Annotated in this window: 16 protein-coding genes; 6 read left to right on the top strand and 10 right to left on the bottom strand. The window is 68.9% G+C overall.

The window, feature by feature from the left end:
- Position 1 precedes the first annotated feature (1 nt).
- Positions 2–3,235, bottom strand: coding sequence for a DISARM system SNF2-like helicase DrmD (gene drmD / locus UIS43_RS24555; protein WP_370011845.1), 3,234 nt, complete (start codon positions 3,233–3,235; stop codon positions 2–4).
- Between the two features lie 198 nt (positions 3,236–3,433).
- On the opposite strand from drmD, the gene UIS43_RS24550 reads away from it, so the two are divergent.
- On the top strand, positions 3,434–5,542 hold the full coding sequence (locus UIS43_RS24550) for a UvrD-helicase domain-containing protein (protein WP_370011843.1): 2,109 nt from the start codon (positions 3,434–3,436) through the stop codon (positions 5,540–5,542).
- Positions 5,543–5,629: 87 nt separating this feature from the next.
- A complete protein-coding gene (locus UIS43_RS24545; RefSeq protein ID WP_370011841.1) occupies positions 5,630–8,089 on the top strand; it encodes a DUF262 domain-containing protein in 2,460 nt (819 codons plus the stop codon).
- Positions 8,090–8,524: 435 nt separating this feature from the next.
- Here UIS43_RS24545 and UIS43_RS24540 read toward each other — a convergent pair whose 3' ends face one another.
- A complete protein-coding gene (locus UIS43_RS24540) occupies positions 8,525–8,767 on the bottom strand; it encodes a hypothetical protein (protein ID WP_198662360.1) in 243 nt (80 codons plus the stop codon).
- A gap of 36 nt (positions 8,768–8,803) precedes the next feature.
- Complete coding sequence (locus UIS43_RS24535; protein ID WP_358168614.1) at positions 8,804–9,127, bottom strand: hypothetical protein; 324 nt, start codon at positions 9,125–9,127, stop codon at positions 8,804–8,806.
- A gap of 299 nt (positions 9,128–9,426) precedes the next feature.
- Between UIS43_RS24535 and UIS43_RS24530 the strand changes: the two genes are divergently transcribed.
- From UIS43_RS24530 to UIS43_RS24520, 3 genes are read left to right on the top strand one after another with little or no spacing between them, the layout of a single operon-like run.
- Entirely contained in the window at positions 9,427–10,158 is a 732-nt protein-coding gene (locus tag UIS43_RS24530; RefSeq protein ID WP_071621483.1) for an NUDIX domain-containing protein, read from the top strand.
- Complete coding sequence (locus UIS43_RS24525; RefSeq protein ID WP_071621482.1) at positions 10,155–11,303, top strand: 5'-methylthioadenosine/S-adenosylhomocysteine nucleosidase; 1,149 nt, start codon at positions 10,155–10,157, stop codon at positions 11,301–11,303. The genes UIS43_RS24530 and UIS43_RS24525 overlap by 4 nt, the downstream gene beginning before the upstream one ends.
- On the top strand, positions 11,300–13,357 hold the full coding sequence (locus UIS43_RS24520; protein WP_232238623.1) for a hypothetical protein: 2,058 nt from the start codon (positions 11,300–11,302) through the stop codon (positions 13,355–13,357). Before UIS43_RS24525 ends, UIS43_RS24520 begins: the two co-directional genes overlap by 4 nt.
- 380 nt (positions 13,358–13,737) lie before the next feature.
- On the opposite strand, the gene UIS43_RS24515 is transcribed toward UIS43_RS24520, so the two are convergent.
- Positions 13,738–14,913, bottom strand: a complete 1,176-nt coding sequence (locus tag UIS43_RS24515) for a DNRLRE domain-containing protein (protein WP_370011837.1) — start codon at positions 14,911–14,913, stop codon at positions 13,738–13,740.
- A 976-nt stretch (positions 14,914–15,889) separates the two neighbouring features.
- Between UIS43_RS24515 and UIS43_RS24510 the strand changes: the two genes are divergently transcribed.
- On the top strand, positions 15,890–16,579 hold the full coding sequence (locus UIS43_RS24510; protein WP_041552272.1) for a GntR family transcriptional regulator: 690 nt from the start codon (positions 15,890–15,892) through the stop codon (positions 16,577–16,579).
- Between the two features lie 3 nt (positions 16,580–16,582).
- Here the strand turns inward: UIS43_RS24510 and UIS43_RS24505 are convergent, their stop codons facing one another.
- From UIS43_RS24505 to UIS43_RS24480, 6 genes are all read right to left on the bottom strand, one after another.
- Entirely contained in the window at positions 16,583–17,461 is an 879-nt protein-coding gene (locus UIS43_RS24505; RefSeq protein WP_013151614.1) for a carbohydrate ABC transporter permease, read from the bottom strand.
- Positions 17,461–18,378, bottom strand: a complete 918-nt coding sequence (locus UIS43_RS24500; RefSeq protein WP_071621480.1) for a carbohydrate ABC transporter permease — start codon at positions 18,376–18,378, stop codon at positions 17,461–17,463. The genes UIS43_RS24505 and UIS43_RS24500 overlap by 1 nt, the downstream gene beginning before the upstream one ends.
- Before the next feature lie 3 nt (positions 18,379–18,381).
- Positions 18,382–19,665 carry an ABC transporter substrate-binding protein gene (locus UIS43_RS24495; protein WP_071621479.1) on the bottom strand — a complete coding sequence of 428 codons (1,284 nt, stop codon included), beginning with the start codon at positions 19,663–19,665 and terminating at the stop codon, positions 18,382–18,384.
- Positions 19,666–19,777: 112 nt separating this feature from the next.
- Positions 19,778–21,805: an alpha-amylase family protein gene (locus UIS43_RS24490; protein ID WP_117197866.1), complete on the bottom strand. Its 2,028-nt coding sequence runs from the start codon at positions 21,803–21,805 to the stop codon at positions 19,778–19,780.
- Positions 21,802–22,695, bottom strand: coding sequence for a hypothetical protein (locus tag UIS43_RS24485; protein WP_370013274.1), 894 nt, complete (start codon positions 22,693–22,695; stop codon positions 21,802–21,804). Before UIS43_RS24485 ends, UIS43_RS24490 begins: the two co-directional genes overlap by 4 nt.
- Complete coding sequence (locus tag UIS43_RS24480) at positions 22,617–23,918, bottom strand: family 10 glycosylhydrolase (RefSeq protein WP_370011832.1); 1,302 nt, start codon at positions 23,916–23,918, stop codon at positions 22,617–22,619. The genes UIS43_RS24485 and UIS43_RS24480 overlap by 79 nt, the downstream gene beginning before the upstream one ends.
- Between the last annotated feature and the right edge of the window lie 59 nt (positions 23,919–23,977).

Raw genomic sequence — 23,977 nt, 5'->3', positions numbered from 1 at the left:
GCTACCGGTCGGCCAGGGAGGCCGGCACGAGGAAGGTGACGGCGACCGGGAACCACCGCGCCTTCAGGTCGTCGTAACGGCGGCGGAGCGCGGCCTCCTCCCGTTCCTTGAGCTGTGGGAGCTCCTCCAGGCGCGCGGTGAGCGCTTCCCGGTCCTGCCGCAGCTGCTTCTGCTCACCAACGCTGAACAGGCTGTCCTGGATCCAGCGAGGGGTCTCATCGAGTGCCGATCGGATATTGGCGGCGAGTTCGTCCAGAACCACGCCGACCGCCGCGACCTCCTCCTCACAGCGGTCCTTCAGCACCCTGTTCAGACTCTTGGAACGCTGGGTGGCGCGACGCTGCAAGGCTCCCCCCACGCCCTTCTCCAGGTCGCCCCACAGAGCGGTCAGCCGCTTGCGCACGGGTTCCGCCACCAGGCGTTCGGAGGCCGCGTCCAGCCATGCCTCGGCGTCCTCACCCCTGGCAGGCACGAACCTGCCCCCCTCGATCCGTCCGCCCGCGACCAGGACCTCCTCGTGCAGGCGGGTTCCCTCAGCTCCGGTGATCACGACCCGGCCGTGCGCGACGACCGCTGGGGCGCGCAGCACGTCGCCGTCGACCACACGGGCTGTGACCCGCGTGAGCCTGGAACCCCGCGACCACAGCTCCTCCCTGAGCAGGTTCAGGCACAGGTCGACCAGGCGGTGCTTGAGGTGCAGCAGAACGATGTCGTTGCGCCCCACCACGGCGTCGGGATCGAAGGTGACCAGACGCTCCTCACCAGTGACCGGGTGCAGGAGACCGTCGTTGCGTGCGCTGGCCCAGGCCCCGGCCAGTTCGGGCAGGCGGAAACAGCGTGCCTTCACACCGGCCGGAGCCTGTGCCTCGATGAGGTCCTTGCGGTGGGCGAGGTCCAGGCCGGTGCGGACCACGCGCTCCAGCGTGTCAGGGGTCAGGTCGAGCCGGCTCCGGCTTCCGGTGAGCTCCTCGTTGAGGCGTTGCAGGTCGCGGTTCAGGTCGCGCTCCACCCGCAGCTTGGCATTGACCGCCCGGGCCCGGATCTCGGCGTCGCTCTCGGACCAGTCGACCCGCCGCCCGAGCATCTTCTGTTCGACCTGGGAGGCGATCACGTCCCCGGCACTGCCCAGGTCCTCCCGGATCCGGTCGACCTTCTCGGCGGCCATGCGGAGGAAGCCGAGTTCGTCCTCCAGGGAGCCAGGGTCCGCCTGCTCCCAACCCGCGGGAACGAAGTGCACGACCTCGACGCGGTCTGCGGGTTGCCCGTGGCGGTCCACCCGACCGTTGCGCTGCTCCAGGCGGTTCGGGTTCCAGGGAATCTCCCAGTGCAGCAGGCGATGGCAGTGACGTTGCAGGTTGATGCCCTCGCTCGCGGAGTCGGTGGCGATGAGGATGCGCACGTCGTCCAGGTCCGGCCGGTCGGTGAACACGTTCTTGACGCGTTCGCGCTCTTCGGCGTCCTGCCCGCCGTACAGCAGGGAGATGCGGCGTCCGCCCTCGCCCCCGTAGCCGGCGGAGATCAGGCGCTGGTGCAGCCAGCGCTGGGTGTCCCTGTACTCGGTGAAGATGATGACGCGTTCATCCGTCCACTGACCCTTCCCGTCGGGCCCCGGGGTCCCTTCGACCGCGCTGTCGGCACTCGCAGCGCCGGAGAAGAGGATGGGATCGAGCCAGTCGCACAGCGCGGTGAACCGCGCGTCGGCGGTGTCCTGCGCACCGGTGGCCCAGGACAGCAGCTTCTTCAGCAGGCCGCGCTCGTGGTCGGTCAGCGGGGGCGCACCCCGGTCGGCCGTGATGAACGCCTCCTCCTCGGCCCTGCGGTAGTCCTCCTCATGTTCAGCGGTCGCCTCCAGCCGCTCGGCCAGAGAGGTGAGGACCAGCTGTTCCGAGGCGGCGGGAAGCTCCCGCTCGCGCACCTCCCCCGTCTTCCCGGACATCGTGGCCAGGTGGGTCCGGACCGTCTCCGCAAAGGCCTTGGGAGAGGAGAACAGGCGCTTCTTGAGGAGCGTGGTGACGAAGTCCGCCGCATGCGCCCTTCCGGTCCGGCCCCGGCGGCTCTGCGCGTACTCCACCAGTGCGCGGTGCGCGTCGCGCTCGGCTTGGCTGTAGGCGACCTCCAGGTAGCCCAGCTCGCGCCGGGGGAAGCGCGGGCTGCCGTCCCAGCGGAGCGGGAGCTGCCTCTTGAGGCGGCGCACCATGACACGGTCCAGCTGTTCCTTCGAGGGAGGAACACCGCGGGCGAAACGCTGGTCGTCGAGCAGCTCCAGCAGAGCGGAGAACGACTCGGGGTAGCCGTTGTGCGGGGTCGCCGACAGGAACAAACGGTGCTCGCAGTGCGGGGCGAGTTCCCGGACGGCCTTTGTCCGCTGGGAGTCGACGGCGTACTTCCCGCCTCCGGACGGCGCGCAGTTGTGCGCCTCGTCGACCACCAGCAGATCGATGGTTCGCGGGTAGCGCGGACTCGCCGGAAGGATCTCGCGCAGCATCCGCCGGGGCCGTTCCCGTTTAAGCCAGTCGATACTGACGATGAGACGCGGGTAGTGCGTCCACGGATTGGCGTAAAGACCGCGTTCGCGACGCAGTCTCCGCACCAGTTCGGTGTCCACGATCTTGAAATCGAGCCCGAACTTGTCCCGCATCTCGTCGTGCCACTGTGTGGTGAGCCCGGCAGGGCAGACGATGAGCATGGTGCGCGCCCGGTGCCGCAGATGCAGTTCCTGCATGACCAGGCCTGCCTCAACGGTCTTTCCCAAGCCGACATCATCGGCGATCAGCAGGTTGGTGCGCGGCATGGACAGCGCGCGCACGACGGGCTCCAGCTGGTACTCCTCGATCTCGATACCGGACCGGAAGGGAGCCTGGAGCGAGGTCGTGTCGGCCGAGGCGACGGCGCCCCAGCGCACGGCGTGCAGGAACGCGTCGAGTTTCCGGGGGTCGTCGAAGCCCTGCACGGGGGTGGGCAGTTCACGGTCCTCGTGGATACGGGTGCCCACTTCCAGTTCCCAGAGGACCTGGATGCGGTCGTTGGTCGCATCGTCCCCCATGCTCGACAGGGAGACCACATGCTGCGGCCGGGCGGTCATCCTGTACGCGTCGCTGGAGGCGATACTGCCGGCGGAGACATCCGTGACGACCCATTGCCGATTGCGGACCGTGACGAGTTGCCCGGCCTGCGGGATCCGTTCCGCTGTCTCCGGACCCGCAGCCTCGATGACCTCGGCCGTCTCGGCCTCCATGCGCGGCCCGCCTCTCCTGCTGTGTACGAAATCCAGGACTTCCTGGCAGCACGTTGTTCTGTTCTGTCTTACCAGTAACGAAGACTGGGGCACAGGGCGAATGGTCCTTTACAGGAACCCAGTGCCAGTAAGGGTTCTTGTTGCCTATGCTGGGCGGACCGGCTCTCCCCGACCCCCCGTCCCTGGAAGGGTTCCCCGATGCCCGAGCTCGCGATCGCCAAGGACTTCTTGAGCAGGTACGCCGATCTGGAAAAACAGCTGCGCAAGTCCGTCGACGAGGCCCTGGAGAAGTTCGCCGAGACCTTCTATGCCGGTGGCCATTTGGAGAAGGTCACCGACTCGCGGGACCCCCGGTGGCGGACGCTGCGCATCACACTCGGCTATCGCGGTGTGGTGCTGGCCCCGGAATCGGGCGATACCTTCCTCCTGGTCACGGTGCTGCCCCACGACGACGCCTATGTGTACTGCCGTACACGGCGTTCGTCGGTCAACCTGGCTCTGGGCGTCTTGGAATTCCGCGATGAGGCGACGCTGGAATCCGTGGGAACCGCTCTGGCCCCGGCTGCTGAGACCGCCTCCTCTCTTTTGTTCGACGGCGTCCCCGACAAGCACTTCGCACAGCTGGGGGTGGACGAGCACACGGCCAGGATCGCCCGCTTGATCCCCGACGAGAACCATCTGGACGCGCTCAGCCTGATGCTGCCGCCCGCCCAGCACAACGCCTTGGTCGCCCTGGCTTCGGGGATGACGCCGGACGAGGCGTGGACCCAGCTCAGCGCCGACCTGGTGGAAGAGGTCGCCCCCGGCACCGTCGACCCCGACGACCTGGCCGCTGCGATCCGCCGCAGCCCGGACCAGGCCGTGTTCGTGGAAGGCCCGGACGAGCTGCGCGAGCTCCTCGCCCACCCGTTCGACGTGTGGCGGACCTTCCTCCATCCCCGCCAGGAACGCATCGCCTACAAGGAGGGGTTCGCCGGTCCGGCCATGGTGACCGGCGGGGCCGGCACGGGTAAGACCGTCACCGCACTGCACCGGGTCGCCCACCTGGCCGCGCGGTACGACTCCGCGAATGAGGGGGTCCCCCCTCAGCCGGTGCTGCTGACCACCTTCACCAAGACCCTCGATGCGGAGCTGGGAGCCCAGGCCGACCTGCTCATCCGGGATGAGGCCCACCGCGCCCGTGTGGATGTGCGCAACCTCGGCAAGGTCGCCTACCAGGTGGTATGGGAGTCCCGGGGCGAGCGGCCCGCTTTTCCCCGGCGAAGGGAGCTCAACGCCCTGTGGGAGGAGCACGCCGAAGGCAGTGGGGTGAGCTCCCGGTTCCTGCTGGACGAGTGGGAACACGTCATCCTGGCCCAGAATCTGAGGACCGAGCACGATTACCTCCAGGCCCGGCGCCGCGGCCGGGGCGGCCGTCTGAGCGCTGAACAGCGCCGCAGGGTGTGGGGGGCGGTGCTGGCCGCCACCGACCGCATGCGCGGGGCAGGGCAATGGACCTTCACCTGGCTCTCCGCCGAAGCGGCCGACATCCTTGATCGGAGCGGGCGTCGGCCGTATCGGCACGTGGTGGTGGACGAGTCCCAGGACCTGCACCCGGCGAAGTGGCGGCTGGTGCGGGCTCTCGCCCCTGAAGGCCCTGACGACCTGTTCATCGCAGGAGACCCGCACCAGCGCATCTACGACCACAGGGTGTCCCTGGCATCGGTCGGCATCAACGTGCGCGGACGCAGCCGCCGTCTGTCCGTGAGCTACCGCAGCACCCGGGAGATCCTGTCCTGGGCGGTCCCCCTGCTGGGGACGGCCGTGGTGGAGGGGTTCGACGGATCGCGCTCCCGCCTGAACGACTACGGCTCCCCGTTGAGGGGCAGGCGGCCCGAGGTGCGCGGGTTCGACTCACGGGACGCCGAGTTCTCAGCCCTGGTCCGGACCGTCAACGCCTGGTTGGACGAAGGCGTCGAAGCAGATGCGATCGGCATCGCGGCGCGCACCGATGCCCTGGCCGGGCTGGTGGCCTCACATCTGGGTGAGGCCGGCATCTCCGTGTGCGCCCTCTCCGAGAACACGGGGGTGCGTGCGGGCACGATGCACTCGATGAAGGGGCTGGAGTTCCGGTGCGTGGCGGTCGTCGGGGCCGACAGGGAGCACCTCCCCCTGGACTCACAGGTCACGGACGTGTCGGAAGACCCGGTGGCCCACTCGCACGACCTCCAACGGGAGCGCAACCTCTTGTTCGTCGCCTGCACCCGGGCCCGCGACTCCCTCTATGTGTCCTATTCGGGTGAACCGAGCCCGTTCCTACCGAAGTGATCGCAGCGCCCCTGTCCACGTGCGCAGAGCTCATCCCGCGACAGATTCCGATCCGATGACCACCCCCGAAACCGGAATGCACGCTTTATGAAGGCATACGAGACCACTTTCCAGAAGCTCGCCGGAGGGCTCAAGCAGTTCCAGGTCCCCCTGTACCAGAGGCCCTACTCCTGGGGCCGCAAAGAGCTGGAGCAGCTCTGGGCCGATCTGACCGAACAGATGGAATCCGACGAGGACCAGGGCCACCACCGGCCTTCCGCGGTCGGCCACTTCATCGGCTCCGTGGTGCTGGCGCCGGGCTCGTCCTCGGCCAGCGGCCTCGACCGGTGGCTGGTCATCGACGGACAGCAGCGACTGACCACGCTCTCCGTGGCCCTGGCAGCCGTACGCGACCGCCTGCTGTCGATGGCGGACGAGGACGCCGCGGCGAAGGCGAACGCCGACCGCATCCATGAGATCTACCTGGTGAACCGGCACGAGGTCGGAGACGACAAGTACCGCTTGATGCCGACCCAGCTGGACCGCCACGCCTATCGGGCCCTGGTCAACGGCGATCCCAACGCCGGAGGCTCGGACACCATCGGGTACGCGTACAACTTCTTTCTCAGCAACCTCACTTCACACACCGTCCAAGAGCTGGTGCGCGTGGAAGCGGCCATCGGTCGGAGGCTGAGCCTGGTGGAGATCCAGGCCGAAACCGGGGACAACGTCTACCGCATCTTCGAGTCGCTGAACAATACCGGCAAGAAGCTCAGCCAGACCGATCTCCTGCGCAACTTCGTGTTCATGCTCCTGCCGCAGACCGGCCAGGAGGTCTACGACGAGGTCTGGCTTCCCATGCAGGACGAGCTGGGGCCCGACACCCTGGAGACCCTCGCCTGGCTGGACCTGGTGCTGCGCGGTGACGAGAAGGCCAAGCAGAGTGAGGTCTACAACCTGCAGAAGAGCCGCCTGGACAAGATCTCGGCCAAGGGCGGAGAGAAGGCGATCCGCGCCGAGCTGGAACAGCTTCGCAGGTTGGGACAGTTGCTGCTGAAGGTGATGGACTCGCACGGATATGAGGACGATCCGGAGCTGGCGAAGTGCCTTCACCGGCTGGAGTCCTGGGGGAATGCGATCTACCGCCCGCTCGCGCTGCACCTGATGGTGCTGCGCGACCAGGGGCAGGCCGCGACCGAGGACGTGGTGAGGGCTCTGGAGTACGTGGAGAGCTTCCTCGTCCGGCGCATGCTCGCCGGTACCGCGACCAACAACCTCAATCGCATCTTCATGTCCGCGCCCAAGGAGATCGAGCCCGGCAGCACCGTGGCCGACGCGGTGCACCGGTATCTTTCGCACCCACGGCGCCTGTGGCCCGGGGACAAGGCGTTCTCCGAGGCCATCGCGACCCGCAGCTTCTACTGGTCCGGCAAACCCTTCCAGAAGACCTTCGTGCTGCGCAGGCTAGAGGAGAGCTACGGGGCGGCAGAACCGGTGGATTTCGAGCAGGCCAAGCTCACCATCGAGCACGTGATGCCGCAGAGCCCGACCCACGAGTGGTTGGAGGTACTGCGTGGACAGACGGATCCCGGTGAGACCGACATCGAGCTGCACGAGCGCCTGCTGCACACTCTGGGGAACATCACCCTGAGCGGCCAGAACTCGAAGCTGTCCAATCACATGTTCGAGCGCAAGCAGAAGATCTTCCAGACCAGCGCTCTGCGCATGAACCAGGAGATCGCCGAGGCCCCCAGCTGGGGAAGGCCGGAGATCGAGGCGCGAGCGGCCCGCTTGATCGAGCGGGCGATCCGCTTGTGGCCGGCTCCTCTTCCGAGCTCCGTTGAACCGACACGGGAGGACCGGATCTCCGGGCCGATCCTCGACGCGGTGACCATGGTGGGAGCCGACAACTGGACCACCCACCGGGAACTCGCCCTGCTGGCCGGGGTCGGCACCGAAGTGGTGAACGAGTACCTCGCGAAGGCACAGGGGCTGCCGCATGAAAACAGCGTCTTCCTGGACGCGGAGACGGCGCTGCGCAGCGGGCGGTCCCAGAGCGAGTTCGTTCCCGCAGCGGTACTGGCAGGCCTGGTCGGCCTGGAGGTGGATCCGAACGTCGAACGTGAACACCGCTTCCGCTCGCTGCTGGCGAAGCACCAGCCGACCGCGGTGGTCGAAGCCGTCAACAGGCTGCTGGAGCACTGGCTGTCCCAGGGGGGAGACCTGCTGTGGGGCGGCGGCACGGACACGAGCTGCTTCCTGATGGCATGGGACCGCGACGTATCGCCGGAGGAGCGCTGGGCACTGGTCCTGTATCCGATGTCGGGTCGAGTGGAGGTCGTCTTCCAGTACCTGGCGACACGGCCCCCGTTCGACCGTATGGACCTGCGTCAGGAACTGTACGACCGGCTCAACTCGCTCACCGGTGTCGACCTTCCCGAGGGCAGCCTGAAACGCCGACCGGGATTCCCAATCCATGCTCTGTCGGATAACAAGGAATCCCTGCCGGAGATCCTGGTCTGGTTCCGAGAGCAGTGCAGGGAATGGCTCACCGCGCAAGGCCGATAAGAGCGGTCGGCCGCCATCCGAACCGGGTTCATGAGTATGCGACAAGGATCCGGACGAAGCGCCAGGTAGGCCTTCCGTGAAGACCATCCCTGTGGTGCACCTGTGAGGGTGCACCACAGTGGACAGCCCCTGTGCACCCAGAGGGTGCACGGTGACCAGGGGAACGCGGGACAACACGGCACAACCGAGCAGACGGCATCGCCGCTTCCTGCGGATTCTCAGATCCGCGCAGTTCAGGGCGCTTGCCGACCCCAGTTCAAGTCCCGTCACTCACCCCAGAGGCGAAGGCCCCTGACCAGCGCAAACGCGCGGTAGTCAGGGGCTTTCGCGTTGCCAGGGACTCAGCGCCGGTGGGTGCGCTCACCCGGGTACCTGCCACCCGCAGGGATCCTGCGCGTTCCTTCGGCCCTTGGGCGCACGAGACCCTGACACCCTTCAGCCGAGGAAGTCCTTCCAGAAGGGAACGGACACCTGCTGCTCCCACGGAGCGCCCTCGTCGGCCAGCACACCGAACTCCCGGTCAACGTAGTCAGCCAGATCCCTCCCGTAACAGATGGTGTCGAGGCCGCCCACCACGGAAAGAACCGGGTGGCCCCAGGCACCGCGTCCGGCGGGCACGAACCGGTGACCGTAGATGGGAACGAGCACCGGCGCCTGAGCCAGCTTCCGCTCCGCCACGGCCAGCGCGTTCGACGACCGGGGCGGCTGCGGATCCTAGCCCTCGTGCCACCAACCGTTCTCGGCACCGGCCAACACACCCTCCACGGGCCATCGCAGTCGGTACTGGAGTTCCCCTGAAGCGCCGCTACGCCAGTCGGGCCAGGGGCGCTTCCAGCTCGCTCCTTCCTCAAACGGAGAGGCCACTGGCAGCCCGGCGACCAGGAAAGCACGGTGATCCGCTGAGAACTCGAACCTGCATTCGGCCTCGATACGGCTGAACTCGGCATCGCTCAGCCCCGGCTCGATCTCACAGCAGTCAGCATCCATGAGGTGATGAGCCGCCTCGGTCCCCAGACGGAACTCCTCATCGTCAACCACGCAGCCAACGTATACCCCCTTTACCGCATGGCGTCATCATTGGCGCCCCGTCACGGCAGCCGAACCTCCGAGCCCTTCGTCCCGTGACGCCGTACCGGTGCTGTTCCAAAGCAGCAAGACACCGTTCCCTCGAAAGAGCCGACTCCTCTCGACCGAGCCCCAGACCCAGACCCAGACCCAGACCCAAGAATCACCTGTAAATCACCAGAAACACTAACAACACAGGGCAATCAATAACCGCGAGCACCAATTTCTGAGAACTGCTTCCTGTCGATCTGACAGAAAGCTAGACTCGCCGCATGCCGAACGAAACCTGGCAACCACCCCCCGTGCTGTTGACCGTTGACCTGGTCATCCTGACCCTGCGGTCCTCAGCCCTCCACGTCCTCCTCGTCGAGAGAGGCATCGACCCCTACAAAGGCGAACTGGCCCTGCCCGGCGGGTTCATCGCCGATTCCGGTGAGGACGTCTTCGACGCCGCCTGTCGGGAACTGCGCGAAGAGGCCAACCTCGACGCGACCGAACTCCACCTGGAGCAGTTAGGCGCCTACGGAACCCCCGGCCGGGACCCGCGAGGGCGCATCGTCTCCGTCGCCTACCTCGCCATAGCCCCCGGCCTGCCAGAACCCGAGGCCGGTACCGACGCCTCGGCGGCCTCCTGGCGCCCCGTCGAGGAGTTCTCCGCAGGCCGCGGGCGACTCGCCTTCGACCACCGGCAGATCCTCGACGACGGGCTGGAACGGGCCCGCTCGAAGATCGAGCACACCTCGCTGGCCACGGCCTTCTGCGGCGAGATCTTCACCATCGCCGAGCTGCAACGGGTCTACGAGGCGGTGTGGGGGTTCGAACTCGACCCGCGCAACTTCTACCGCAAGGTTCAGGCGGTGACGGATTTCCTCACTCCGGTCGTCTCGAGCCGACGCGTGACCAAGGGACGCCCCGCGCGCCTCTTCCGAGCAGGACCCCAACAGGTGCTGCGCCCACCGATGATGCGACCCCTGACCCCGAACCAGAACGAGAACGAAGAATGAGCGATGACCTCGTAGTGGTGCTGACCGCCCTGAACCTGGAGTACCAGGCCGTGCGGGATCGGCTCCGCTCCCCGGAACCACACCTGCACCCCAGGGGCACCCGGTTCGAGATCGGAACACTGCCCGGCGGCCACGGCCGTGTCGTCCTCGGACTCACCGGCAAGGGCAACCAGTCGTCGGCAGTGCTGGTCGAGCGGGCCGTCCAGGAGTTCTCACCGGCCGCAGTGCTCTTCGTGGGCGTGGCCGGAGCCCTGTGGGACACGCCTCCGCTGGGTGACGTGGTCGTGGCGACGCACGTGTACGCCTACCACGGCGGAACCAGCGAGGACGACGGCCTCAAAGCCCGGCCCCGCGCGTGGGAGTCACCGCACGGCATCGCCCAGACGGCCGCACACCTGGCCAGGCTCGGCGCATGGTCCCGGCACGCACCACCGGAGAGGCCGCGCCCCCAGGCGCACCTGGGTCCTATCGCCGCCGGAGAGATCGTGCAGAACTCGCGTATCTCCCGCGAGGCCGAGTGGATCAGGCAGACCTACAACGACGCGTTGGCCATCGAGATGGAGGGCGCTGGAGTCGCCCAGGCCGGACACCTGAGCGGCGCACCGGTGGCGATCGTGCGCGGCATCAGCGACCGTGCCGACGGCACGAAGGCCAGCGAGGCGGACCGCGAATGGCAGCCGGTCGCCGCCGCGAACGCCGCAGCCTTCGCTCTGGACCTCGCGGAAGAACTCATAAGGCAGGAGGAGTCCCCCAGCATGCGCAAGGACGGCAACTCCGGTGACGGAGGCAACGTCACCAACACCGCCTACGGAAGTGTCGGCGTCCAGGCGGGCCACGTGCGCGACAGCACGTTCCACGTGTCCTTCGCCGGACCCGGGTCCGGCGGGACCGGGATCGCGGACGAACTCGCCGCCCTCAGGGAGAAACTGGCGAGGGAGCGCTCTGCGGGACGCATCGACGAGGACACCCACGAGGCGGCGTCGGCCGAGATCGACATCGCCGACAAGGGGATCGAGGAAGGGACGTCCGAGAGCAGGAAGAACTCGGTCCTGGCCCTGAAGCGCCTACGAGGACTGCTCGGCGACCTGGCGTCGCTGGCCGCGCAGGTCGCGACGCTGATCACCGCGGTGAAGGGGCTCTCGTGAACGAGCACGACACCACGAACACCGCCGAATCCGGCTCCTTCGTCGGGGCCCAGGTCGGGCAGATGCACAACTCCCGCGTGTACGTTGTGAACCCCGGCGATCCGCCCGAGCGCGATTACGACGTTGGGTGCAATTATCTGGCCGACGGAGTCCCGGTCAAGGCGCGGGAACACATCGAACTCGCCCGGGCACGAGGGTTCGATGGCCCTGAGGTTCGCTTCCACTGGGTCCTGGCGATCCTCAGCAAACGCTCCTACCGGGATCTCACGAAGAAAGAGCGCGTACTCCTGGCTGATCTGTCGGCGCGAACAGAACTGGGAGAGCGCGACGGATGGCGGCAGGGACTCAACGTCGTCTTCGCGCTGCTGTCCTGCGTGGACGGCTCCAGTGGGGACCCTGAGTCAGCGATGGCCCAACTGCACAGCTTGCCCGATCCACAGCACGGACTGATCCTGCGCCACCTAGGGCTGGTGCTCACCGGCAGTATGAAGCAGGGTGTGTGGCACCAGCTCCGGAGGAACGCCGTGGAGGAACAGTGTGCCCGTGGACGGGTTGACCGTGTTTGGACCTATTTCGCGCCGAAACCCGCCGAGGCCCGGGCCAGGTACCCCGCACCGAAGTCCACTACTGCCTGGAACGTCCTCGGAGGGCTGCTCCTGGCGGGTGTGTTCCTGTTCGCCGTTGCGACCATCATGAAATCCGCCCTCGCACAGGGCAGTCTGCTGGCGCTGGTCACCTGTCTGGCCGTACTTGTCTTCGGACCGGTCGCGGTATGGCACATCGCCCTCTGGAACCACCAGTACCGGCGAAGGATGGCCAAGGAACACGAGTACGGTTACCTGTTCTCATCCCCGTCCCCGCCCAAGGGAGGTTTCACCGACCAGGTGACCCACGATTTCGACCACTACTTCGCCAAGTACGCCCCCGAAACGGAGAGCAGGGGCACGTGGCTGGAGGAAACGCAGGGTATACGCCGTTCCCTGCGCGACGAGGTCGCCCGGCTCTACCGGGAAACCGGGGTCAAGGCCGAACGGGTGCGTTGGCTGGTCCGGTTCCTGGTCCGTGACGTGCGACGGCGCTGGCTCACGGGCCAGCCCTTGGAACCGCGCGAACTGCACAGGGTGGACACGGCGACCAAGGTCCGGTGCGTGGTCCTGTGCCTGGCCCTGATCTCGGCAGCCACGACCACCGTGGTCACCGCGTTCCAGCAGGCACCCGTGGCCGCAGTCGGTGGCGCCCTGCTCACGGTGGTCACCAGCGGGTTCGCGTTTCCCCTGTGGCTGCGGATCTACAGCGAGCGCCGACGCTACGACGAGGAGTCGCGGGAGAGGGAGGAGATCCTCGGCGCCCGCGAGGCCGAATACGAGCGGTGGAAGGGCAAACTCGACACCCTGCGCCCCACAGAGACGGATATGGAGGCCTGGCTGGACGCGGACAAGACCCTGATCCTCGACAAGGCTCTGAGGCATCATCGTCTGTCATGGCATGAAGTCGTCGCCCACGCCTTCCTTGTGACACCCAAACGCCCCTGCAAGTCGGCCCACGTACGGCGCGGCCCCTGGCGCCATTCGAAATACGAGATCCGGGTCTTCCTGGTCACCGACGAGGGGGTTCGCGAGGCCACGGCCGACCTCGACTTCGAGCGGGCGCGGCGGCACCTCAGCGGACGGGACAACTACCGCTTCGAGGCGTTCTCCTCGGTCCAGGTGGAGATAGAGAGCACACGCCGTTACACCCTGAACATCACCCTGACCAACGGACCGGCCAAGAGCATCGTGGTGGCCGAAGCGCCCACCCACGACGCGGAGGAGGCAGAGTTGGCGACCAAGGCGTCGGAGACCAGCCTCGACGCCGCAGGGTTCTTCCACACGCTCCGCATCCTCGAAGGCATCGCCGCTGAGGGCAAACTGTGGTTCGAACGCGATGTGGACCCGCCGTCCGGGTCCATGCCCGACTGGCCCGATTCCGAAGAGTCCGCGCATGAGAAGGGCACAGCACCGGGACGCAACGGCGTGTCTGTACATGAGCGGACGCCGCATCCACTTCCGGGGTAAGCCCGCGGTGTCTCTGCGGTCAGGCCGGACGGCGGCCCGGTGTCCTCCTGGGTGGTGCCCACGCACACAGGAGGTTCCGGGCCGCTGCGGCCTCCGGCGGCAGAGCCCCCTGCCGGGCCCTGCCGCAGACGCGTCCGGTATCGGGGACGAGCACCTCTCCCGCCAGCACGGAACCGTGCCCTCGCCGCAGACGGCCACCGTGCCCTGTGGCCGGTGCGGCGGTGGCGTGGCTCCGTGGCCGCTTCCGAGCTCCGCCCACCTCACGGTGCTCCGGGAGCGGCCCGCCCGACCCCCTCGGGCTGCCGCCGGCGCGTCCTCGCACCCAACTGGATGACGCACCGGGAAAGGCGGGTGCCGTCGTCCGTCAACCGGTTCCTCATTCATGATCGGTGGACCGAAACGGTCTCCGACCGGGCGGCGACCGGTGGCCCCCGGACCCTTGGCGGCGTGTCCCCGCCCCGTCGCCGGTGGCCGTCCGCAGCGGTGGGGCGGCCGGTCCGTCTCCCCCGCCGGGGACGGATCCGCTCACCCCCGCCCGGCAGGCGGTCAGCGGAGACAAGGTCTGGAGCACGGGCGTCGTGGTCTCCCCGGGCCCCGGGAGCGGTGACGCCGAAGAGGTCGAGTCCCTCGGCGAACCGGGTCGGCGCGGGGTCCGGGGAACCCTCCCCGCGGACGGCGGCGCGCCCGCCGGGCACCCCGTCGTCGGCCGCGCCCTCCTCGGGGTCGCTGCGCGGGACGTTCGGATCGGCGGTCGCGTCCGGGGACGGCAGCGTGCTGTGGTCGACCACCAGCACCGGCGGGTGGTCCTCGACGTCGAAGCGGCGCCAGGCCGTGGTTCCGGACTCGTCGCGTTCGCCGAGCCGGAGGTGGATGTGGGGTTCTCCTGCGTCCACGGCCCGCTGGTAGGCCTCGGTCAGGTCGAACTCCACGCCGCCGGGCACGGGGCAGGCGGACCGCCCGCCCCTGATCCTTCGGGTGTCGAGCAGGGCGCGTGCCCGCGGCTGGTCGTTCCAGGTGGCCCCCTCATCGAAGGGGTCGACCCGGTGCAGCTGCACGAAGGAGTCGCTGCCGCAGTCGTAGGACCAGGCCACCTCGGTGCGCAGCACCGCGGATTCGACGACGGCGCCGGGGCCGGGCACGACGGGGAACCCGAACAGGGCCCTGCGGGTGTAGTTCCGGTCCCATTCGAGGCGTCCGGTGCCCACGCTCGCGGTTTCGGCGCCGTCGTGGGGCCGGTCGGGGAAGGCACGGTCCACGTAGGTCCACGAGGAGCTCTGGACCTCGGTCCGTTCACCGTGGGGGCGCGCCGGGGCGAAGGGACCGTCGGCGGCGGACGCGGCCCCGGGTCCGGCCGGGCCGCTGGTCCCCTCCGCGTCCGGTTCGCTCCCGCGCGGTCCACCGCTCCGCTCCCCCGGGGCGCCGGGCTCTCCGGGGACGGCGGCGCCGTCGGCGGTGGGAACGCCCTCGTCAGCTGCGGCGGGAGCGACCGCCCCCAGCACGAGGACCAGGGCGTAAACCGCACAGACCGCCGTCGCACGGGTCAGGGAACGACGCATTACGGGTGGTGCCTACACATTCCAGCTATGACCGAAAAAGAATTCAGGAGAAACGTTCACATCCCGCTTCAGCCACGAGGAATTTACCAAATTCCCCTAGCACCCCACAAACCTCAGGGATATAAACGCTGACCAAAACCCTAGTTATCACCCGAAGAAACAACGGCGCCGCGCGAACCCGACCCACCCGAAAAGAAGCACGCGAACACGCGGGAATCCTTTATTCGACAGCCAGGAAAAACCATTCACGTCAGACCGGAAACCGGCTACCGCTCATGGCGGGCGCACACCGGCGGCGGCCCCGACCCGTCGCGGCACCGCCCGGAGCCCCGTGTCCTCGTCCCCGGGCCCGGAGCCAGACGAGTTCTCAGGCCATGAGGGCCATGAACGGCGGCGAAGCCCCCGAGCGGGGCGAGCCCGGAGATCGCGTACTGGGCGAGTCCGCCGAACTCCCCGCCCTCCGCGGGGATCTGGAGGAACAGCAGGGTTCCGACGGCGTAGAGCACGAGGGTGACGACCGTACCGACGATGATCTCGGGCCATCCGGCCCGGCGCCTACTCCCGCCCTGTGTGTCGGGGGCCGTGGGCCGCGGAGGGAGCGGGGTGAGCGTCAGCGTTGGTGGGCATGCTTCCTTCCTGCGTTCGGTTACCGGGGCGTACCAGCACCCGGCTGCGGAAGGTGTGGGCGTTTCCCTGGTGACCCGCCGTGAGGCCGTGGGGGGGAGACGGGATCCGCTGCGCCCGCGCGGACGCGGCTGCCGGTGGGCGCCTTCGTGCGGCACGGGAATCCCCGTGCCGCACGGGAACCCGCGCCCTCCCCGCCCGGCGCGCGAGGCCTCGCGTGGGCCGCTTTCCCGGCCGTGCCATTGTGCGGGCGGTCACAGAGTGAACACGTCCGACGCTCTCATCAGGACTTACCAGTGCACTGGTAAGACAGATGTATGTGTCAGCGGCGCGGCTGTGGCACGATGAAGACGTGAACCGACAGGCCAACTTCACCCTCGCCCCCTCGTCCCTGACCGACGCGCTCTACCAGTCGCTGCGCGCTCGCATCGTCAACGGGGAGATCGCGGCTGGCGAGAAGCTCACCGAGCACCGGATCGCCAGCGAGTACGACGTCGCGCGCCCCACCGCCAAGGCGTGTCTGGAGCGGCTCACCGCCCTCGGCCTCCTGCGCCGGTCGGCCCACAAGACGGCGGTCGTCCCCGACTTCCACGCCGACGAGATCCGCGACCTCTTCTTCAGCCGGGGCACGGTGGAGAGCGCGGCGGTCACCGTCCTGGCGGCCGAGGGGGCGGTCCCCAGGGAGGCCACGGAGGCGCAGGCGCTGATCGAGGCGGCGGCCAGGGACGGCGACTTCGAGCGCCAGGTGGAGGCCGACATCGCCTTCCACACCGCGCTGGTCTCCGGTGCGGGCAGCGAGCGCCTGAGCAGGATGCACGAGCTGATCATGGGCGAGGTGCACCTGACCATGGGCCGCTTCCAGGCGCACCGGTCCACGCAGGGCAGCACCGTGGCCCACGAGCACGCGACGATCCTGGAGGGCATCAGGGCGCAGGACCCCGAGGCGGCGCGCCTGAGGCTGGCCGAGCACCTCGACCACGCGCGCGGCCGCCTCCTGGCACTGCTGGACGCGGGGACCCAGGAGGCGGCTGGAGCCGAGTAGGGCTCACTTGAGTCCGCTGGTGACCATCCCGCGGATCAGGTAGCGCTGCGCGAAGACGAAGAACAGGATGACCGGCAGCAGGGATATCAGGGACATCGCGAACAGCATCCCGATGCCCTGCTGGCTCTCCGAGCTGACCATGGAGCTCAGCGCGACCGGAACGGTGTACATGTCCGTCGAGGTCAGGTAGATGAGCGGCGTGAAGAAGTCGTTCCACGTCCAGATGAACGTGAAGATCGTCGTGGTCACCAGAGCGGGGCGCATCAGCGGCAGGATCACGTGCCAGAAGATCCGGAAGTGCCCGGCCCCGTCGATCTCGGCGGCGCGATCGAGGTCGCGCGGGATGCCCCTGATGAACTGCACCATGAGGAAGACGAAGAACGCGTCGGTCGCCAGCAGCTTGGGGATCAGCAGCGGCAGGTAGGTGTCCACCCATCCCAGCTGGGCGAAGAAGATGTACTGCGGGATGATGAGCACGTGCATCGGCAGCATCACCGTGACGAGGGTGATCCCGAAGAAGAGGCGCCGGGCCCTGAACTCCAGCCGGGCCAGCGCGTAGGCGGCCAGTGAGCAGGAGACGAGGTTGCCCAGGATCGAGCCCACGGTCACCACGAGGGAGTTGACGAAGAACACCGAGAAGGGCTGGTTGAGGGCGTGCCAGCCCTCCCGGAAGTTCTCGAAGGTGACCTCGGTGGGCACCAGGCCCGGCTCGGTCAGGATCAGGTGCGCGGGCTTGAAGGCGCTGACGACCATCCAGACCAGCGGGTAGACCATCACGACCAGGAACAGCAGCAGTGCGCCGTGCTTGAGGATCGCGGTCCGCGGTCGGCGGCGGCGTTGCCGCGGACCGCTGGCGCCCGCGACCGTGGGGGCTTCGGTCATCAGTCGTCTCCGTAGAAGACCCAGTATTTGGACAGGAAGAAGTGGACCGCGGTCACGGCGCCGATCACCAGCAGCAGGACCCAGGCCAGCGCGGAGGCGTAGCCCATGTCGAAGGATCTGAACCCCTGCTGGTACACGTAGAGCGTGTAGAAGAGGGTGGAGTCGACGGGTCCCCCGGTGCCGCCGCTGATGACGTGCGCCTGCGTGAAGGTCTGGAAGGCGCCGATGGTCTGCAGGATGAGGTTGAAGAAGATGATCGGCGTCAGCATCGGGACGGTGATGTGCCGGAACTGCCGCAGGCGTGAGGCGCCGTCCACGCGCGCCGCCTCGTAGTACTCCTCGGGGATCTGCCGGAGGCCGGCCAGGAAGATCACCATCGGCGACCCGAAGGTCCACACGTTGAGCACGATCAGGGTGGACAGGGCCGTGGACGGGTTCTGGAGCCAGCTCTGCCCCTCGATGCCCAGCAGGCCGAGGAAGTCGTTGACCAGGCCGTTGTGCCCGAACACCTCGCGCCACAGGATGGCGACCGCGACGCTCGCGCCCAGCAGCGAGGGCAGGTAGAAGGCGCCCCGGTAGAACGAGAGGCCGCGCAGGCCCCGGTCGAGCATGACGGCCAGCAGGAGGGCGAACATCAGCTGGAGCGGCACCGAGACGACCACGTACCGGAGGGTCACCGAGGAGGCCGCCCAGAAGCGTTCGTCGCCGAGCATGCGCTCGAAGTTGGCCAGCCCGGTGAAGGCCGGTGTGCTGAGGATGTTGTAGTCGGTGAAGGCGAGGTAGAGCGAGGCGCCCAGCGGGATGGCCGTCACCAGGCCCAGGCCCAGCAGCCAGGGCGAGAGGAACACGTAGGCGGCGCGGCCCTGCCGCCGCGAGGACGGCGCGGCGGGGCGGCGGGTTCTCGTGGAGGGGGGCACGCCCTACGCTCCCCGGTCGATGCCGGAGCGGATCTCGGCGATGAGCTCCTCGGTCACCTGGGCGACCCCGGCGTTGCCCAGGGCGACGTTCTCCGAGGCCCGTGACATGGCCTCGCGCCAGGTCCCCGTCCCGGGCGGGGCCTCGTAGCGGGGGCGCTGCGGCTCGGCGCGGTCCGCCTCCACCACGGCCAGCATCTCCTTCTCGTCGTCGGAGGCGAAGTCGTAGGCCTCGGCGAGGAGGCGGGGGTTGGGCGGCGCGCCCATGGTGAGGCCGACGGTGCGCAGGAACTCGACGTTGTTGACGTTGAAGTCGATGAGCTTGCCCGCCGCCTCGACGTTGGCGTCGTCGATGCCCTGGTAGACGGCCAGCCGGGGGTAGTAGAGGAAGCGGTGGCCGTCGGCGGCGTCCGCGCCCACCGGCACGGACCGCAGACGGTACTTCCAGTCGGGGAACATGGCGGCTTCGTCGATGATGTGGTTGGAACTGCCGAAGTTGAGCAGGACCCGGTCGCCGACTGCGGAGAAGTCCGGCTGCATGCCCTCCTGCTCGCCCAGGCTCAGGACCGCCCCCTCGTCGAGGAGGACGCGCCACCACTCGAACCAGTCGCCGAGGGCCTCCTCGTCGAAGCCGACGTTCCCGTCCTCGGTCCACAGGTCCTGGCCGCGCTGGCGCAGCCACGCCTCGAAGGCCATGTCCTGGTCGGGTGTGTAGGTCGCGCCCCGACGCCCCTGCGCGTTGTTCGCGCTGTAGTCGATGAGGAACTCCGCGAGGTCGTCCCAGGTCCAGTCCTCCCCGGGCATCCGCGCGCCCTCCTCTTCGAGGAAGGTCTCGTTGTGGCGCACCACGGGGACGAAGACCCCGTGCGGCATGCTCAGGAGCTCACCGCCCAGGGAGAAGGACTCGATGTCCTCGGCGCTGTAGTCGGAGAGGTCGAGGGTGGGGATGTCGTCGAGCCTGCGGTACAGCCCGTTCGCCTTGTAGGTCAGGACCTGGGGGGAGGCGATCCAGAAGACGTCGGCGACGTTGCGGGCCGCCATCTGCGTGGTCATGCGCTCCTGGAAGGCGGTGTACTCGGCGAACTCCGGCTCGACCGTGATGTCGGGGTTGGCCTCCTGGAACGCCTCCAGGGCCTCGGTGTAGTTCTGCTGGCGGACGGTGTTGCCCCACCAGGCGTACCGGAGGCCGTTCCCCGAGCCGCTGCCGCCGCAGCCGGACAGGAGCAGGGAGGCCCCCACCGCGCCCATGCCGGTCAACGCGAGAAATGCGCGCCGATCGAAATCTCTCATCACGTTCCCTTCGCTGCGGGGGAGGTCACCCCAGTGAGTGTGCAGCTTCACAGGACATGTTTCCGGTGCTGATTTGGTAAGTCAATAACTCATGAATACTTGTTTTACAAAGTTACCGGGCGTTGACGGGACGCTCCGTGACCAGGACCTCGAAGAGATCGACGCGGGGCAGCGCGACGCCCTCGCCGCCCTTTTCCGCGACCGTCAGGTCCGTGTCAGCGCGCAGGGCGCGGGTGGGCTGGCCCGTCCACCACGGCACCCGCAGGCGGCGTCCGTCGACCGGCAGCGGGGTGCGGAACCCCTGGGGCACGGCACCGGAGTGGTTGACCAGGTGGACCACTCCCCCGGCCTCGGAGACGCCCAGGACCACCTCGACCTGCTCGGGCAGGTCGGTATCGACCTCCACCGGGCCGCTGGCCGCGCGCAGCGCGGTCTCGACGAACACGTCGCGGTGCCCGCTCAGGCCCAGCTGGTGGTAGGCCCTGCCCGGCGTCCAGGGCAGCACGGCCACCCGGCCGCGCCCGTGGGCGCGCCACAGCGCGCCGGGGTGGTCGAGGAGGAGGTGGCCGTGGCACTTCTCGGGCGGACCGTAGGGGGCCCGGGACAGCACGGGGAGGTCGGTGTCGGCGTCCGCGACGGGTTCGACCACGTGGAAGGCGCCCACCACGGGCAGGTCGCCCCCGCGTCGCGCGCCGTCTCGGCCGGGGCGGCGCAGGTGCAGCGAGCGCACGGACTCGACCGTGTCCCGGACCGCCGTCCGGCGCAGCACCGGTGAGCCCTCGATAAGGGAGGCGTCACCGTCGAACCCGCTCGTGCCGGTGGCGAGCACGCCGCCGCCGGCCTCGGCGTAGCGCCCCAGGGCGTCCACCGTCTCCTGGTCCAGCGGTCCCAGGTCGGGCAGGACGACCAGCCCGTAGTCCCCCAGTCGGCCCTGGCGGTCGACGTCGCGGACACGGGGCTCGGGCAGCACGTCGAAGGGGATGTGGCGTTCGAGGAGCGACGAGTACAGTCCCCGGAACTCGTGGACGGCCTCCTCCCACCGGGCGGGGGCGAGCTTGAGCGGGTCCGGCCGGACGAGGAGGACCCGGGCCGCGGACACCAGGTCCCGGTAGAAGCGCTCGTGGTCACGGTGGAACCGGGTCAGCTCACCGGCCGCGTCCAGGCACTCGTAGGTGACGTCGTCCGGGGTCCCCATGATGTACGTGGAGGGGTTGGCCCCCCGGGAGAAGGCCTGGACCAGGTACTGGGCGAAGTGGTGGGGCTCCTCGCCCGCCAGGCGGTAGGGCATGTCGACGAAGCCCACGGCGTTGGTGAGCACGGGCACCCCGGGCCGGTACGTCCGGGCCGCGCTGACGTGCTCGGCGGTCCGATGGTGCCACAGGGTCCGCCCGACCGCGTTGTTGGCCTCGTGGAAGACGATGTCGGCGCGGTCGCCGAGGATGAGCGGCGCCTCGGGGCGGCGCGCGCTGACGTGGTCGCGCACGCGGGAGGTCAGGTCGTCGAGCACCGCCTCGGTGAAGCGCTTCCACACCCGGTAGGTGGGGGAGGCGGGCCCGGTGGGCATCTCGACTCCGGGCGCGAAGACCGCGAACGCCCGCTGGCAGGGCAGGCAGTGGCACGTCCCCCGGTGGACACCGCTGTAGTCGACCTCGTTGAAGGACATCCAGTTGAAGAAGAACCCGTCCACGGGGTAGCGGTCCAGGACCTCGTCGACCACCTCCAGGAGGCGGTGCTGATAGTAGTCCCCGCTGGGGCACACGCTGGTCAGGCCGTTGTAGACCTGCTGCGTCCCGTCGGCCCCCGTGAAGCACCACTCCGGGTGGCGTTCGGCCCGGCGGTGGTCGATCTTGGAGAAGTCCATCCTGGCCAGGACCCGCACGCCCCGCTCGCGTGCCGCCGCCACCGCGTCGCCCACGAGGTCTCCCGAGGGCCGCTGGTCCAGGGCGGGGTTGCGGGTCTGGAACTCCAGCTCCGTGGGGTAGTTGGACACGATGCCGCCGACGCTGAGGAGCCAGGCGCGCGCGCCGAAGCCCTCCAGGTAGTCCAGGACCCGTTCGACGTCGAGGGTCGCGTCGATCTCCCTGAGGTTGGTCTGGAACATCCGGAAGGGCCGGCGCCACCACAGGTCGTGCTCGTTCATGCCCGCTCACCCCGGATCCACGTGAAGCGGACGGCCTCCAGCAGGTCCGCGGAGTCCACGGTCACCTCGGCGCGCCCCGCGCGCACGCGCACCGGGACGTCGGACCCGGAGACCAGGAGGCGCGCGTCGGCGCCCACAGCGCCCTCCGGCAGGGCGACCGAGACCTTCTGCGCGGGCAGCGGGATGATCTCGCGCATGGGCCCCTTGAGTGCCATGGGGTTGGTGAGGTTGACGATCACCACGGCGACCGAATCCGGGTCCTCCCAGAGCGCGAGGTCGACCAGTCCGCGTCCGCGGACCCGGACCCGTTCCGGTTCCCCGAGGGCCCAGCGGACGGCGTTGGCGACGAGCGTCCCGTGGTCGGGTTGGAGCGCCTCCCAGAACAGGGAGCCGAGGTTGAAGGCGACGTAGACCGAGCGCCCGCCTCCGGGCAGCTCCCGGGTGACCAGGGCCGGGCTCGCGGGCTCCTCCCGCGGGTAGACCTCCTCCATCGGCAGGTCGGGGTAGTCGGGCACGAAGCGCAGGGGCACGCCGGTCCCCGGGCGGGCGGTCACACCGATGAGTTCGGTGCCGCCGATGACGCGCTCCGCTCCCCCGAATCCGTCCGTGGTGGGGTGCTCTCCGGTGAGCGCGACGTAGTTGTTCTTGACGGGTCCCCGCACCGGCATGCTCAGGTCCACGCCGAACACGTCGGCGAGCCCGAAGTTGGCCCGCGGGGTGCCGTACTCGTCGTCCAGGGAGGAGCGGTGGGCGGCCACGACGCTTCCCCCCGACTCGGTGAAGGCCCGGATCGCGCGGCACTGGTCCTGGCTCAACCGCTCGGCGTCGGGCAGGACGAGCACCCTGAACCGGCCCAACTCGCTCTCGGACAGGTTCTGCTCGGCGACGATCTCGAAGGGGATGCGGGCCTCGACCAGGGCGTGGTAGAAGCCGTCCTCGTGCGAGCGCCCCCTCTCGGGGCCCCCGTCTCCAGGAGCGCCACGTCCGCCGTGATGCGGCGGCCCGCGAGTTCGGGCTCCAGGCGCTCGTGGAGCGCGAAGGCCTCGGCTACGGGGCGCACCCACCGCCGGTCGGGCACCATGCCGTTGAACTTGGTGAACCAGGGGAAGGCGCCCTGCGCGAAGCCGTCGACGATCCACATGGTGGTCTCGGCCCCGGGCGATACCGAGTCCTTCCAGCGGTGCTGGTGGTGCTCGGGACCGATGGAGGTGATGAGTCCGACCGGCCTGTCCCGGAAGACCGCCCGGCTGCGCTTGCCGTTGCGCCCGGCCGACCAGGGCGCCTCCACCCCGGAACGGCCCTGCTTGTCGATGAGGAAGAACGGGAAGTGCCGGGCCAGCATGCCGCGGTCGAGGTCGCGCGCGGCGATGCTGCCCAGGTTGGGGATGAAGCGGGCGTGCGGGCGGATGTCGCGGACCGCCTGGTCCCACAGGCTCACCAGGTCGCTCAGCTTGCGCCTGCGCCACACCACGTAGGCGCGCCAGGCGGGGTCGGAGGTGTCCCCCTCCCGGCGCGGCAGGTCGAACCCCGTCTCGTCGCGGAAGCTGCGCAGCGCCGCCTCGCTGTAGGAGATGCCGTGGCCCTGCCAGCGGTTGGCGAAGACGGCGTCCACGTCGTAGCGGGTGACGATCTCGCGGGCGACCTCGGTGATGAAGTCGCGGTTGTACGGGCCGAACGGACAGGTCAGCCAGATACCGGGGTAGCCCCAGTGCTCCACCGGGCTGCCGTCGGCGGTACGCGCCAGCCACTCGGGGTGGGCGCTCGCGGCGTCGGCGTGGACGGCGTGGGGGTCCACCCTGGCCATGACGTGCATGTCCAGGCCGCGCGCGCCCTCGACCAGGGCGCCGAAGGGGTCGGTGTCGCCGAGGTGGACGCTGCGGTGGTGGTAGGGGACGTCGGTCGGGTAGAAGGCGACGTACCCGCCCGCGCTGATGCAGGCCGCGTTGGACCTGGTCTCGCGCATGACCTGGATCCAGAAGTCGGGGTCGAAGCGTCCGGGGTCGTTCTCGGTCAGCGTCAGCTGCGTCCAGCGCGTCGCGCCCAGATGCCAGTCGGCTTCGCGCGGCGCGCTGGCCGCGCTCCCGGGCACGCTCTCCGTCACACCCTGTGCCATGTGGCTGGTCCTCTCGTCGGCTCGGCCGCCGCGGCCGCGGCTCGGCTCGCGCGCCGGTG

This window comes from Nocardiopsis sp. LDBS0036 (assembly GCF_041228755.1).
GTDB classification, from domain to species: domain Bacteria; phylum Actinomycetota; class Actinomycetes; order Streptosporangiales; family Streptosporangiaceae; genus Nocardiopsis; species Nocardiopsis dassonvillei.
This window is presented reverse-complemented; position numbering and strand designations above follow the sequence as displayed.